13 protein-coding genes are annotated in these 12,764 nt (G+C 61.6%); 3 read left to right on the top strand and 10 right to left on the bottom strand.

Annotation, left to right across the window (positions count from 1 at the left end; translation table 11 throughout):
* The first annotated feature begins 9 nt into the window (after nt 1–9).
* The 3 genes from cls to AB6O04_RS06305 all read left to right on the top strand — a co-directional run bounded on the left by cls (nt 10) and on the right by AB6O04_RS06305 (nt 2,568).
* Nucleotides 10–1,464, top strand: coding sequence for a cardiolipin synthase (gene cls, locus AB6O04_RS06315; protein ID WP_368562986.1), 1,455 nt, complete (start codon nt 10–12; stop codon nt 1,462–1,464).
* A 65-nt stretch (nt 1,465–1,529) separates the two neighbouring features.
* Nucleotides 1,530–1,796 carry a hypothetical protein gene (locus AB6O04_RS06310; protein ID WP_368562985.1) on the top strand — a complete coding sequence of 89 codons (267 nt, stop codon included), beginning with the start codon at nt 1,530–1,532 and terminating at the stop codon, nt 1,794–1,796.
* Nucleotides 1,797–1,812: 16 nt separating this feature from the next.
* Nucleotides 1,813–2,568 carry a pyridoxine 5'-phosphate synthase gene (locus AB6O04_RS06305; RefSeq protein ID WP_368562984.1) on the top strand — a complete coding sequence of 252 codons (756 nt, stop codon included), beginning with the start codon at nt 1,813–1,815 and terminating at the stop codon, nt 2,566–2,568.
* Nucleotides 2,569–2,608: 40 nt separating this feature from the next.
* Here the strand turns inward: AB6O04_RS06305 and AB6O04_RS06300 are convergent, their stop codons facing one another.
* The 10 genes from AB6O04_RS06300 to recF form a co-directional block, all read right to left on the bottom strand.
* Nucleotides 2,609–3,010 (bottom strand): ExbD/TolR family protein, encoded by a 402-nt coding sequence (locus AB6O04_RS06300; protein ID WP_368562983.1) that lies wholly within the window; start codon nt 3,008–3,010, stop codon nt 2,609–2,611.
* Between the two features lie 331 nt (nt 3,011–3,341).
* The gene (locus AB6O04_RS06295; RefSeq protein ID WP_368562982.1) at nt 3,342–3,755 is read right to left on the bottom strand and encodes an ExbD/TolR family protein; all 414 of its coding nucleotides are present in this window, start codon (nt 3,753–3,755) and stop codon (nt 3,342–3,344) included.
* Between the two features lie 3 nt (nt 3,756–3,758).
* On the bottom strand, nt 3,759–4,184 hold the full coding sequence (locus AB6O04_RS06290) for an ExbD/TolR family protein (protein ID WP_368562981.1): 426 nt from the start codon (nt 4,182–4,184) through the stop codon (nt 3,759–3,761).
* Nucleotides 4,185–4,232: 48 nt separating this feature from the next.
* On the bottom strand, nt 4,233–4,997 hold the full coding sequence (gene exbB, locus AB6O04_RS06285; protein WP_368562980.1) for a TonB-system energizer ExbB: 765 nt from the start codon (nt 4,995–4,997) through the stop codon (nt 4,233–4,235).
* 76 nt (nt 4,998–5,073) lie between these two features.
* Entirely contained in the window at nt 5,074–5,748 is a 675-nt protein-coding gene (locus AB6O04_RS06280) for an energy transducer TonB (protein ID WP_368562979.1), read from the bottom strand.
* A gap of 158 nt (nt 5,749–5,906) precedes the next feature.
* Nucleotides 5,907–7,091 (bottom strand): tetratricopeptide repeat protein, encoded by a 1,185-nt coding sequence (locus AB6O04_RS06275; RefSeq protein WP_368562978.1) that lies wholly within the window; start codon nt 7,089–7,091, stop codon nt 5,907–5,909.
* Between the two features lie 136 nt (nt 7,092–7,227).
* Complete coding sequence (locus AB6O04_RS06270; protein ID WP_368562977.1) at nt 7,228–8,037, bottom strand: M48 family metallopeptidase; 810 nt, start codon at nt 8,035–8,037, stop codon at nt 7,228–7,230.
* Between the two features lie 74 nt (nt 8,038–8,111).
* The gene (locus tag AB6O04_RS06265; protein WP_368562976.1) at nt 8,112–8,975 is read right to left on the bottom strand and encodes a lysostaphin resistance A-like protein; all 864 of its coding nucleotides are present in this window, start codon (nt 8,973–8,975) and stop codon (nt 8,112–8,114) included.
* A gap of 13 nt (nt 8,976–8,988) precedes the next feature.
* Nucleotides 8,989–11,427 carry a DNA topoisomerase (ATP-hydrolyzing) subunit B gene (gene gyrB, locus AB6O04_RS06260; protein WP_368562975.1) on the bottom strand — a complete coding sequence of 813 codons (2,439 nt, stop codon included), beginning with the start codon at nt 11,425–11,427 and terminating at the stop codon, nt 8,989–8,991.
* 101 nt (nt 11,428–11,528) lie between these two features.
* Nucleotides 11,529–12,653, bottom strand: coding sequence for a DNA replication/repair protein RecF (gene recF / locus AB6O04_RS06255; RefSeq protein ID WP_368562974.1), 1,125 nt, complete (start codon nt 12,651–12,653; stop codon nt 11,529–11,531).
* Nucleotides 12,654–12,764: the final 111 nt, after the last annotated feature.

Here is a 12,764-nt window from a genome sequence, read left to right as displayed (position 1 = left end):
AATCGGTGGATGCTGACTGCCATACAAACGTTCTGGGACGGGTTCCTGTCCATCCCCAACCTGAAGGGCTGGCTGACCGCGGCCTGGCTGCTGTACATCGTGCCGCTATGCGGCTGGATCATTCTGCAGAAGCGCGAACCGGCGGCGACGCTGAGCTGGGTGCTGTCGCTGGCGGTGCTGCCGTACATCGGCTATCTGATTTACTTTCTGCTGGGTCCGCAGAAGATCAAACGGCAGCAACTCAGACGGCACCGGTCGCGCTCCAGTCTGGAGGCGTACGACGTTTATTGCCCCACCGACGAGAATTGCAGCGAGCTGAACATGCTGGCGCAGACCACCACCGGTCTGCCGCCATCCACCGCCACGTCGGTGCAGCTGCTGGTCGATGGCGCCGCGACTTACGACGCCATTCTGGACGCGGTTGCGGCGGCGCAGAACCATGTGCATCTTGAGTACTACATCTTCGCAGCGGATCGCAGCGGCACCCGTCTTCGTGATGCATTGGTGGAGCGCGCACGCGCCGGCATCAAGGTTCGGCTGCTGGTGGATGCGGTGGGGTGCGGCCGGGTGAAGGACAGCTTCTTTCAGCCCTTGGTCGAAGCCGGCGGCGAGTTCAGCTGGTTCCATCCCACGCGCCTGCGCCCGTTCACGCGACCATGGGTCAACTTGCGGACGCACCGCAAGATCGTGGTGGTAGACGGCCGTATCGCCTTCACCGGCGGCATCAATATCACCGACGATCAGAACGAGGCGTTGAATCCCCGCGCCTACCGCGACCTGCACCTGCGCATCGAGGGCGAAGTCGTGCGCAGCGTGCAGCAGGTGTTCGTTGAAGACTGGGTCTACACCTCCGGCCGGCAACGCCGCGACTTCCACGGCACTCGCCTGTGGGGCGCGGTGGAGGCAAATGTGCAAGGCGGCATTCCGGCACAAACGCTGGTGTCGGGCCCGGACTCGGCGTGGGAGGCGATCCACCGCATGCACGTGGCGGCCATCCACGAGGCGCGCCACCGGGTATGGCTGACGACGCCCTATTTCGTACCGGGCGAAGCCGCCCGCATGGCGCTGACCTCCGCGGCGCTGGGCGGACTGGATGTGCGGCTGCTGGTGCCCAAGATGAGCGATTCGCGGCTGGTGACGTACGCGGCGCGGTCCTATTTCGACGAGCTGCTGGCCGCCGGGGTGAAGGTCTTCGAGTACGGTCCGCGGCTGATGCACAGCAAGACGCTGTTGTGCGACGACGGGTTGGCGATCATCGGCAGCGCCAACTTCGATCACCGCAGTTTTCGGCTGAACTTCGAGATATCGATGCTGTTCCGCGACCGCGGCGTTGCGGGCGTGCTGTCGCAGTTGCTGGAAGGCGAATTCGCCGCCGCCGAGCCCGTCCATGCCGAACGGAACCGGGCGTTCTGGCGTCAGCGCCTGCCGGAAGCCCTGGCGCGGCTGATGTCGCCATTGCTGTGAACGGTGACCGTTTTTGCCCGCCCGCCGACGGGGTAAACTTCCGCCATTCACCACGGGGGCGGATCATGCATTGGCTCTACCTGCTGCTTGCCATTGGCTCGCTGGGCGTCGCGCTGCGGACCTCGTCGTTGGCCCTGCTGGTCGTTTGCCTGCTGGCATCGCTGGGCTTGTTCCTGGCCTGGATCGTTGGCTGGTACGCAGCCCGCGTTGGCGACACCAGCCGAGACGAATCGCAGATGATCGATCCCACAGAACTGCGCCGGCTACGCCAGCTGGCGGAAGCGCGCAAGGCGGACGCTAATCGCTCCTCGATGGAACCGCCTGCGGCTTGATCGCCAAGGCAGTGCCATGACCGCGCTCAGCGTCAACGTCAACAAGATAGCCGTGCTGCGCAATTCGCGCGGCGGCAGCGAACCCGACGTCGTACGCGCGGCACGCACCTGCCTGTACGCCGGCGCCCACGGAATCACCGTGCACCCGCGGCCGGACCAGCGTCATATCCGCGCCGATGATGTCTTTGCGCTGGCGGAGCTGACCCGCGAAAACCGGGTGGAACTGAATCTGGAGGGCAATCCTTTTGCGCCGCCACGCGAGGGTTATCCCGGTTTCCTGACGTTGTGCGAGCAGGCGCGTCCGGCCCAGGCGACGCTGGTACCGGACAGCGATGGTCAGATCACCTCCGATCACGGCTTTGATTTTACTCAGGATGCGGAGCGGTTGCGGCCGTTGATCGCTGAACTGAAATCTCTGGGTTGCAGGGTGAGCCTGTTCGTCGATGCCGGTTGTCCGCAACTGGAACGCGCCGCCGAGATCGGTGCGGATCGGGTCGAGATTTACACAGGCCCCTTTGCCGAAGCACTGGCCAACGGCGATGCGGATGCCGAACTGCACCGTTGCGCGCGGACCGCTGTCGAAGCTAGAGCGTTAGGCCTCGGTGTTAACGCCGGCCATGACCTGAGCCAGACGAATCTGGAAGAGTTCCTGGAGGCGGTGCCTCAGGTACTGGAAGTATCGATCGGCCATGCTCTGATCAGCGAGGCGCTGTACGCCGGCCTGCAGCACACGGTACAGAACTACCTGGCAATACTCGAGTCCGTGCGCTGAGGCGCTGCCGGCCAACGTTCCCAGAGTAGTGTGACCGAAGCTACCGGATGCTGATGTTGGTCAGGCCGCCATTGCGGGCTGCCGCCAATGCAGCCACCACCGGCTGGTAGTCGGCATCGGACGCGGTTTCGACAGAGAGCACTGCGCTTGGATCGGAGACACTGGCCTCTTCCAGACGTTGGCGAAGATCCGCAAGGCTCAACGGGCGATCATCCAGCCGATAGGTACCGTCCGCCGCGACCTCCAAGCGCAGTTGCAGTGGCTTGGTAATAACTGTCTCCGGCGTTGGCTGCGGCAGCGAAAGATTGATCGAGCGCGTCAACATGGGTGCGGTCACCATGAAAATCACTAGCAGCACCAGCATGACATCGACAAGCGGAGTGATGTTGATCTCCGCCAATGCGGAACCGCGAGAGGAAACTGCCGAATCGGAGAAAGCCATAGCGGACTCCTGAATGTGGTTGGCAATCCCGACGCTACGCTGGATTCTACGAGCTGGCAAGAGAGCCAGCGCGTCGGCCGGGACCAGTTAATGGCGACGGGCAGGCTAAAGTTTCTTGGACACGGATTGACGCAGATGCACACGGATAAGAACGCTTAGCGGCTTGATCCGCGCCTTTCCGCGTTGATCCGTGTCAAAAACGCTTTGGCTGTCCCCTGCACCTCCCACGCGAGAGATGTCCTGGCATGGGACGTCCTTCCACACCGCCGCAGCAATCGCATAAAAAACGCCGCCCAGTGGGCGGCGTTTCAGGTGTCGCTGGACGTCGCGCTTACGGCTGCACGAATCCGATCTTCTGCATCTGCGCGTTCTTGGCGGCAGCCAAAACCTTCGCCATTACGTCGTACTGTGCGTCCTGGTTGGCATCAATGCGCAGTTCCGGCTGATTGGTAGGATCGCGCTGCACTTCTTCTGTCATCCGGGCTTGCAGGTCGCGCGGGCTGATCGGCGAGTTGTTCCAGTAAACGGAACCACTTGCGTCGATCCGCAGGTCGATCGGCGGCGGCGGCTCGCGCAGCTGCGGCGGCGGGTTGATGACCCGCTGCGGCAGCGCCACGTCGATCGGATACGTCATGATCGGCGCGGTCACGATGAAGATGATCAGTAGCACCAGCATCACGTCCACCAGCGGCGTGACGTTGATGTCGGCCATGGGGCCTTTGCTTCCACCCGTACTGAATGCCATGGCTTACTGACCCTTCTCTTTGGTGGCGACGTAGCCGATATCCAGCATGCCCTGCGCCTGCGCGATCTTGGTGACTTCAGAGATCGTGCGCATCTTCGTGGTTTTGTCGCCACGCAGATTCAGCTTGGGCTGCGGCTGCAGCTGGGCGGTACTGGACAGACGCGATTCCAGGATTTCCTTGCTGATCGCCTCGTCGTTCCAGAACAGCGAGCCGTCCTCCTTCACCGAGATGGTGATCGGCGGAACCGGTGGCGCTTCCTGATCCTTTTCCTGCACGAGATTGGCCTCGGGCAGTTCGATCTTGACCTTATGCGACATCAGCGGCGCGGTGATGATGAAGATGATCAGAAGCACCAACATCACGTCCACGAGGGGCGTGACGTTGATCTCGGCCATCGGGCCGCCGCTATTACCACTACTGAAAGCCATTTGCGGGCTCCGTCAATGCTTGTCGATGACTACTTGGGTACTACCGGCTCAGCGAACGCGCGAGCCGGTGGCGAAGAAGTCATGCAGGTCGTGCGCGAACGTATCGAACTTGGCGATCGTCGAGCTGTTGATCTTGCTGAAGAAGTTGTAGGCGAACACCGCCGGGATGGCGACGAACAGACCGATGGCGGTCATGATCAGCGCTTCACCCACCGGGCCGGCAACCGCGTCGATCGACGCCTGGCCGGTCGCACCGATGCGGATCAGGGCGCCGTAGATGCCCCACACCGTACCCAGCAGACCTACGAACGGCGCGGTTGCACCGACGGTAGCCAGCAGGGTCATGCCGCTCTGCAGCTTCGAGCTTTCGCGAGTCACGGCCTGACGCAGCGCGCGATCAACGAATTCGGAACGGCTCAGCGTTTCACCGACGCCGGTAGCGGCAGCGCCTTCAGAACGCTGGTGGTGCGCAGCGGCCTGGGCGGCATCGAGTGCGATCTTGGAGAACGGCTCGTTACGCGGCTGTTCTTCCATCAAACGGATAGCGTCCTGTGCGTTCGGCGTGTCCCAGAAGGTGCTGGTGACGCGGTCTGCCTGGCTCTTCAGACGGGTGTTCTTCAGAGCGTTGATGACGGTCCAGTACCAGGACAGTGCCGACATGATCACGAGGGTGAGCAACACAACCCAAGAAACAGCGAATTCACCAGGCTTGCTGGTCATTTCGTGGATCAAGTGTTCGAAGCCCATCTGCGTGAGGGCACTCGCGGCGTTGTTGCCCCCCGCTGCGGCGGCGATGATGGTTTCCTGCAGCATGACGCTTACCTTTATATAAGTGTTGATTGAGAGTGTTGCGGTTTACGAAAGGGTGATGCAAGTGCGGTGTGTGAGATTAACCGCCCATGCTGAAGTCCACCGGTACGCGGACGCGACCGGCTGCCTTCTGGCCGTTAACGACGGATGGATTGAAGCGCCATTTGCGCGCGGCATCCATCGCTGCACGGTCCAGATCGCGGTTACGGCTGGACTTCTCAACGGATACGTTGGTGACGTTGCCGTTGGCATCCACATCGATGATCAGAATGACCGTGCCTTCGATACCGGCGCGGGCCGCAGCCGGCGGGTATTTCGGCGGGTTCATGTTCTTCGACGAGATATCGACGCTCGCGCCAATGTCCGCGACTGGAGCCGGAGGAGCCGGAGGCGCCGGGGGCTGGTAGACGTCGGTCGGACGCGGCTCGGCCACTTCGATCGGCGGTGCTTCAGGCGGCGGCGGCAGCGGCGTGGTTTTCGGCGGCGCCAGGTTCTTGACCGGCGGCGGCGGAGTGTCCTGCTTCGGCGGCGGCGGCGGCGGTGGCGGCGGCGGTGGCGGTGCATCGACGATGACCACCGAAGTACGGGTTTCCTGTTTCTTTTCGGCCGGCGGAGCAACCGCCGGGATCAACAGCATCAGCAGCGCGGCCGCGTGCAACGCGATCACGAAGGCGATACCGATGATACGGGGCCAGTTGAGGCTGTTGTCCTCTTCCTCTTCCCGATACCTATTGATGACCAGTTGTTCAGCCATGCGCCAATTAACTCAATGTTGGGTCCGGGCGCTTGCGCGCCGCGTTGTTTTAGGTACCGCTAACCTTTTCGTCAGCGGAATACCCAGCTTATACCAATCCGACACTGTAGCACCATCGTTTCTGTCGCTTTTCTGGCCTACGGTGTCATTCATCAGGACTAAGGCAGCGCGATAATCTTGCGCGCGTCCTCAGGCTTTTTCAGTCCTTTGTCCAGTGCCGCTTTCGCCGCTTGCTTGGCTTCCGCAACGCGATCCTCCTGCCAAAGCACGCGGGCCAGGTTCAAGTAGGTCTCGCCGTTCGGCGCCAATGGCGCAGCTTTTTGCCAAGCCTCGATCGCGGGACCGACCTGCTCGGAATAGTAGTAAGCCTGCGCCAACGCCAGTTGCGTCTGGTAGTCCGGCTTCAGAATACCTTTCTGCAGTCCTTCGTTGACTACCGAAATCACCTCTTTCTCTTTGCCGTCCATGTTGGCGTAGGTGACGTAAAGCTGGCGATATTCCTTTTCGTCGGTCAGCTGGCCGGCTTGGCGCATCTTTTCCAGCACGGCGGCGGCTTTGTCGAATTGGTCTGCCTGCTGATAGGTCGCGACCAGGTTCAACTGCGCCTTCTTGTCATCCGGACTCTTGGCCGCCAGTTGCTCAGCGATCTTGATCGCCTCGGCCGGCTGGCCGGCCTCGACATAAGATGCCAACAGCAGGCTGTACCAGCTGTCCTTGGGCTCGGTCGTCGCGGCGATGGCCTGCTTCAGCACCGGTATGGCGTCAGCATAGCGTTCCATCTGGTACAGCGCCTGTCCCTTCTGGATGAGGTCTTCCGGCTTGTTGGATTTGGTTTCGGCCAGATAACGATCCAGCATGGCCATGCCTTCAGGGTACTGTTCGTCCTGCAACTGCAGCTGCGCCAGCATCAGCATCGACTGGAAATAGTTGTTGTTGTCCAGGCTGTTGAGCTCGACCACTTGTTGCAGCAACTGCTTGGCGGTAGCGCTGTCGTCCAGGGCATAGGCGGCTTGCGCGCCCAGTTGCGCGGCGATCGCTTTGTCGTATTCGTTGGCGTTGGCGTCGGCCGCGATTTCCTTGGCCAGCGTCAGCACCTCGGCGTCGTTGTCTTCTTTTTCGTAGGCTTTGTAGAGCTTGCTTATTTTGCCTTGCATCTTCGAAGACGCCTTGGTCTTCGGCTCTTCGCGCGTGGCGTCCGGGTAACGGACTTCCGCCTTGGCGCCCTTGCGGGAAGAGCTACGGTCGGCAGAGCGCGCATCGAAGGCGACCGCGTCGGCAGCGATGCCGCCACCGAAGGCGGCGAGCAGGGCCAAGCCCAGAAATTTCGAGTTGGGAAGCTTCATGGTTTACCTCTTGAGGCCACCGCAGGGGATGGCGGTCCAAACCCGGCCGGTGTCGCGGGGCCGGCAAAACTAACAGAATCCGGTGCGGATCGGATACAAGTTTGCATGCTGCTTTGCAGCAAATTGGTACCGTACATCAACTGCATCTAGGGCTGTTCCCCCCTTTTCGCGCCGACTCGTAGACCGGTAGAAGCGCGGGAATATCGCGCTGCAATTCACGGATACGGTTGGTGGGATCAGGGTGGGTGGACAACCATTGCGGCGGGCGGCTGCCACCGCTCGCGGCGATCATGTTTTCCCATAAATTCACGGCTTGGCGCGGATCGAAGCCCGCGCGCGCCATCAGGCGCTGCCCGACGACGTCCGCTTCGCTTTCCTGCACCCGAGTGTTGGGCAGCAGGATCAGGCCTTGCGCCGCGAAACCGCCGAGCTGGGAGGTCGCATTCGCGGCGCCTTGCCCGTAAGCGGAACCCAGGATCGCGCTGCCGATGCCCAGCAATGTCGATGTGCCTTGTTGGCGTGTGATGCGCTCATCGTGGTGATGTTCGACCACGTGTCCAATTTCGTGAGCCAGCACGGCGGCCAACTGGTCCTGATTCTTGGCGACCGTAAAAATACCGGCGTTGACGCCTACTTTGCCGCCCGGCAATGCAAAAGCATTGGGATCCTGTTCCGCGAATACGGCAGTTTCCCAAGCGACGCGTTGTTGCTCGGCCGGCAGTTGCCGGACCAGGGCATTTACTACGCAGCGAACGTAGGCGTTCTGTTTGGTGTCCTTGCTGATCGGGCCCTTGGCTTTCGCTTCGGCGAACGCTTGCGCGCCCAGCTGGTCCAATTGCTGCTGCGATACGCCGCCGACGTATTGCTTGCGCCCGGTCGACGACGTCGTGGTCGCGCAAGCGGTCAGAGCGGTGGCGATAGCCACGGCGAGCATCCAGCGTTTCATAGGCCCCCTTTTACGGTACGGATGTGATGAGTGTGTGCAACGTCTGCTTAAACTTTCGTCAATCGCGCGGCTTTTCAGCTGCCTACGAGCCCGAACAGGCTCAGCGCTAGCGCATTGTTCAGCATATGAGCGCCAACGGGCGCCCACAGGGTTCCGGTTCGCCGATAAAGCCAGGCGAAAGCCATGCCCATGCCGGCATAGATCACCCACAACAGCAGTGTAGCCAGTGGCGCGTTGCCATTGGCGCCAGGCAGCTCATGGGCCAAAGCGAACGCCAGACTGCTGAGCACCGCGCCCAGCCAGGGCCAGCCCGCTGCCCAGAGGCGCCCGAACAGGACACGTCGAAACAGCAGTTCCTCGTAGGCGGGCGCCAGAACTACCGCGAATAGACTCAGAAAAACGGGGTGAGTAGCGAATACGTCTTTGATCAACCCCAGGTTGCTGGGATTGGGGGCGATACCGAACGACTGGGCGAGACGCGTGAGGAGCGTGCTGATGAGGAAAACGCCTGTCCCGACCAACGCCGCCTTGACCCAGGTCGATTTGCTCAGGGCGGCCTGTCTGGAATATGCGCGTTCGGCAGCCGTGGCGCGGCGGCGCCAGAAGTAGAGCAGCAACGCTGCGCCGCCCGTACTGATCAGCACCATGACAATCGTGGCGACGGCGCTGGGTTTGCCGACTGCTTGCACCAGCGCGGAAGCATCCATGTCGGAAACGCCGTCCCGCACACCGATCTGGATGCCGCGCCATATCGCCCAAATGAATCCGGTCGACACCAGCATCGCCAACATGGCGAACATCGCCACGAGCCAGTCGGCAAAAAAATGCAGTAGCGACCGGGCAACTCCCGCAGCCGATGCAGGAGCACGCGACGATGGTGCTTTTTTTGCAGCGTACGGCGTGGAAAGCGAGCCCGGGGGCGCTTCTAGATCGCTCATTGCAGCGCCCGTATCAGACGTCCAGGTTTGAAACCTTCAACGCATTCGCTTCGATGAAGTCGCGCCGCGGCTCCACCACGTCGCCCATCAACGTGCTGAATATCTGATCCGCCGAGACGGCGTCCTCGATGCGTACCTGCAGCAAACGGCGCGTGTCCGGATTCACTGTGGTATCCCACAACTGCTCGGGATTCATTTCGCCCAAGCCTTTGAAGCGCTGGATACTGCGGCCTTTCTTCGCTTCTTCCAGCAACCAGGCTTGTGCTTCAGCGAAGCTGTTCACCGGCTGGGTCTTGTTGCCGCGCAGGATGGTGGCGCCTTCGCGAATCAAGCCGTGCAGCACCGCCGCCGCATCGCGCAGCGGACGCAGCTCTCCGGTTTCGAAGGCTGACAACGACAACACCTGCGTCAGTTCCTCGCCCATGTGGCGTCGGGTCGCCAGCAAAGCAGCGGGACGCTGATCGTTGGCCGCTTGGAGCTGCAGCGAGTAACGCGCACTGCCAAGATTGCCGCGATTGAGCTTGGCTTCCAATGCATCGAGCTCGTGCCGCTCATCGATATTGCGCTCCAGATGCGCGGCATCCAGCGGCGTGAAGTCGATCAGCGACTCCAACAGAATCGAATCGTAGCGATGCGCATTGCGTGCGATCGCATCACGCGCACCAGCGAACGCCAACAGCAGGCTTTCCAACGCTTCGCCGGAGATTGGCGGTTCGCCATTGGCGGGAATCAACGAAGCACCTTCGACGGCACTGTTGGCCAAGTACGCGTTGAGTGCGGCGTCGTCTTTCAAATACAGCTCTTGCTTGCCCTGCTTGAGCTTGTACAGCGGAGGCAGGCCGATGTAGATGTGGCCGCGTTCGATCAGTTCCGGCATCTGCCGATAGAAGAACGTCAGCAATAGCGTGCGGATATGAGAGCCGTCGACGTCGGCGTCGGTCATGATGATGATGCGGTGGTAGCGCAGCTTGTCGGGGTTGTATTCGTCCTTGCCGATGCCGGTGCCCAGCGCGGTGATCAAGGTACCGACTTCGGCCGAAGCGAGCATGCGATCGAAGCGCGCGCGTTCCACGTTGAGGATCTTGCCGCGCAGCGGCAGCACCGCCTGGTTCTTGCGGTTGCGGCCCTGCTTGGCCGAGCCGCCGGCCGAGTCGCCCTCGACGATGAACAGTTCGGACAACGCCGGGTCCTTCTCCTGGCAGTCGGCGAGCTTGCCTGGCAGGCCCGCGATATCCAGGGCGCCTTTGCGACGGGTCAGGTCGCGGGCCTTGCGGGCGGCTTCGCGGGCACGGGCCGCGTCGACGATCTTACCTGCGATGGAGCGGGCCTCGGCAGGGTTTTCCTGCAGGAACTCCTCCAAACGTGCACCGAACGTGCTCTCAACTACCGGCCTGACCTCCGAACTGACCAGCTTTTCCTTCGTTTGCGAGGAGAAGCTGGGATCCGGCACCTTGACCGAAAGAACCGCGATCATGCCTTCGCGCATATCGTCGCCCGACAGCGTGATCTTCGCCTGCTTGGCGATGCCGTTCTGCTCGATGTAGTTGGTCAGCGTACGAGTCAGCGCGGCGCGGAACCCGATCAAGTGGGTGCCGCCATCCTTCTGCGGAATGTTGTTGGTGAAACAGAACATCGTTTCCTGGTACGCGTCGGTCCATTGCAGCGCGACGTCGACGGTGATGCCGTTCTGTTCGCCTGTCACCGAGATCACGTTGGGGTGCAGCGGCGTCTTCAGCTGGGCCAGATGCTCGACGAAACTGCGGATGCCGCCTTCGTACTGGAACAGGTCCTGACGGCCTTCACCGCGCTCGTCGATCAGGGTGATCTTGACGCCGGAGTTGAGGAACGACAGTTCGCGCAGGCGCTTGGCGAGGATGTCGTAGTGGAATTCGACATCGGTGAAGATTTCCGCGGCGGGCTTGAAGCGCAGCAGCGTGCCGCGCTTGTCGGACGGTTCCAGCTGCTTCAGCGGATACAGCGGCTCGCCGAGCGCGTATTCCTGCTTGTAGTGATATCCGTCGCGCCATATCTCCAGCCACAGGTGCTCGGACAGCGCGTTGACTACCGATACGCCCACGCCATGCAGGCCGCCGGAAACCTTGTAGCTGTTGTCGTCGAACTTACCGCCGGCATGCAGCACGGTCATGATGACTTCGGCCGCCGAGATGCCTTCTTCCTTGTGGATATCGACCGGAATGCCGCGGCCGTTGTCGTATACCCCGACCGAACCGTCTTCGTGGATTCTGACAATGACGTCGTCGGCATGACCCGCTAGCGCTTCGTCGATTGCGTTGTCGACCACTTCGAAGACCATGTGGTGCAGACCGGTGCCATCGTGTACGTCGCCGATGTACATGCCGGGACGCTTGCGTACCGCTTCAAGGCCGCGCAGGACGGTGATTTTGCTGGAATCGTAGTTGCCGTTCGGTACAGAAATCGTTTCGTCGGTCATTCGCTTCAGGTCGGCTGCATAGCTCCATTACCGCCTGCGGGAGAGCCCTGCTGGCAATACATTAGCTATTGGGTTCGAAGCGGAAATTATAGCACTTACGCCTATTCGCCCGATTTAACCTCGGCTGGCACGGTCACCCGCGGTTGTTGGCGTAGCTGACCGTGTTCCACGTGAAACAAGACCATGTCGAGCTCAAGGTCTTGGAATGCGGTCGGCATTTCTGTCCCCGTCACGAAAACCTGCGCTCCGCTTTGCCGCAACCGCGTTAGTACCCGCTGTTGGTGGTTCCGATCCAACTCTGACGCCAGATCGTCCAGCGCAATCACCGGCCACTCGCCGCGCCGTGCCGCGTAATCTTCGGCCTGCGCGAGCAGGCAGGACAATGCAGTCAGCTTGGCTTGTCCTCGCGAAAGCGTTTCCCGGTGGGGATTGGCGGTGTACTCCACGCGCCAATCCGCCCGGTGCGGACCGACCGAGGTGTAACCTGCCGACCGGTCGCGGTCACGTGCCAGCAGCAGGGCATCGGCCAACGGCAGTTCATGCCGGCGCCACCCTGGTTGAAAATCCAAAGACGCCACACCCAGCGAAGGCACCAGCTCCGTTGCGACCCGCTGAAGGGCAGGTTGCAGCTGCTCCAGGTACTGCAGTCGTCTCTGGGTCAACGGTTCACCCGCTGTTGCCAACTCATGGTCCCAGACATCCAGCTGCGCGCCACCGGCACCGGTCTTCAGTAGCGCGTTTCGCTGTTTCAGGGCGCGGGCGTAGCGGCGCCAAAGGGCGAGGAAGTCTTGTTCCACGTGGAACAGACCCCAATCCAGGTATCGGCGCCTTGGTTCACCGCTTCCGGTAATAAGGGCGTGACTCCCCGGCTCGAAACTGACTACCGCTAGAGCGGCGCAGAGCTCCCCCAGCTGGGTTACAGGCTCGCCGTCCAATCTCCCTTGCCAATTCTGCCCGGTGTGGCGCAGGCCGGCCTTACGTGGACGCGGAGAAGCCTGTTCCTGCCACTCCACAAAAACCTCGACGGCATCCGCGCCGGTTCGAACCAAACCATCTCGAACCCTTCCACGAAAGCTGCGGCCGTACGCCATCAGATGCAAAGCCTCCAGCAGGCTGGTCTTACCCGCGCCGTTGTCGCCGGTGATCAGGTTGATCCCGGGACCAGGCGTTAGGGTCACTTCATCGAACTTCCGCAGCCCAGTGGCCACCAGCCGAGTTACTCGCATCGCGACGGCTTCGTTGCGAGGCGAGTTTCGCCGCCGATGTGCTTGAGGGGTGAAAGGTGCAGGCAGGCAAGGATCATGAGCCAATTTTATCTCTTACCGCTGCGGTACTCG

Source organism: Pseudoxanthomonas sp. UTMC 1351 (genome assembly GCF_040948865.1).
GTDB lineage: Bacteria > Pseudomonadota > Gammaproteobacteria > Xanthomonadales > Xanthomonadaceae > Pseudoxanthomonas_A.
This window is presented reverse-complemented; position numbering and strand designations above follow the sequence as displayed.

Bases quoted from the DNA above. Each gene is read 5' to 3' on its own strand.
- cls (WP_368562986.1), top strand. From the start codon at position 10: ATGCTGACTGCCATACAAACGTTCTGGGACGGGTTCCTGTCCATCCCC.
- AB6O04_RS06310 (WP_368562985.1), top strand. From the start codon at position 1,530: ATGCATTGGCTCTACCTGCTGCTTGCCATTGGCTCGCTGGGCGTCGCG.
- AB6O04_RS06305 (WP_368562984.1), top strand. From the start codon at position 1,813: ATGACCGCGCTCAGCGTCAACGTCAACAAGATAGCCGTGCTGCGCAAT.
- AB6O04_RS06300 (WP_368562983.1), bottom strand. From the start codon at position 3,010: ATGGCTTTCTCCGATTCGGCAGTTTCCTCTCGCGGTTCCGCATTGGCG.
- AB6O04_RS06295 (WP_368562982.1), bottom strand. From the start codon at position 3,755: ATGGCATTCAGTACGGGTGGAAGCAAAGGCCCCATGGCCGACATCAAC.
- AB6O04_RS06290 (WP_368562981.1), bottom strand. From the start codon at position 4,184: ATGGCTTTCAGTAGTGGTAATAGCGGCGGCCCGATGGCCGAGATCAAC.
- exbB (WP_368562980.1), bottom strand. From the start codon at position 4,997: ATGCTGCAGGAAACCATCATCGCCGCCGCAGCGGGGGGCAACAACGCC.
- AB6O04_RS06280 (WP_368562979.1), bottom strand. From the start codon at position 5,748: ATGGCTGAACAACTGGTCATCAATAGGTATCGGGAAGAGGAAGAGGAC.
- AB6O04_RS06275 (WP_368562978.1), bottom strand. From the start codon at position 7,091: ATGAAGCTTCCCAACTCGAAATTTCTGGGCTTGGCCCTGCTCGCCGCC.
- AB6O04_RS06270 (WP_368562977.1), bottom strand. From the start codon at position 8,037: ATGAAACGCTGGATGCTCGCCGTGGCTATCGCCACCGCTCTGACCGCT.
- AB6O04_RS06265 (WP_368562976.1), bottom strand. From the start codon at position 8,975: ATGAGCGATCTAGAAGCGCCCCCGGGCTCGCTTTCCACGCCGTACGCT.
- gyrB (WP_368562975.1), bottom strand. From the start codon at position 11,427: ATGACCGACGAAACGATTTCTGTACCGAACGGCAACTACGATTCCAGC.
- recF (WP_368562974.1), bottom strand. From the start codon at position 12,653: ATGCGAGTAACTCGGCTGGTGGCCACTGGGCTGCGGAAGTTCGATGAA.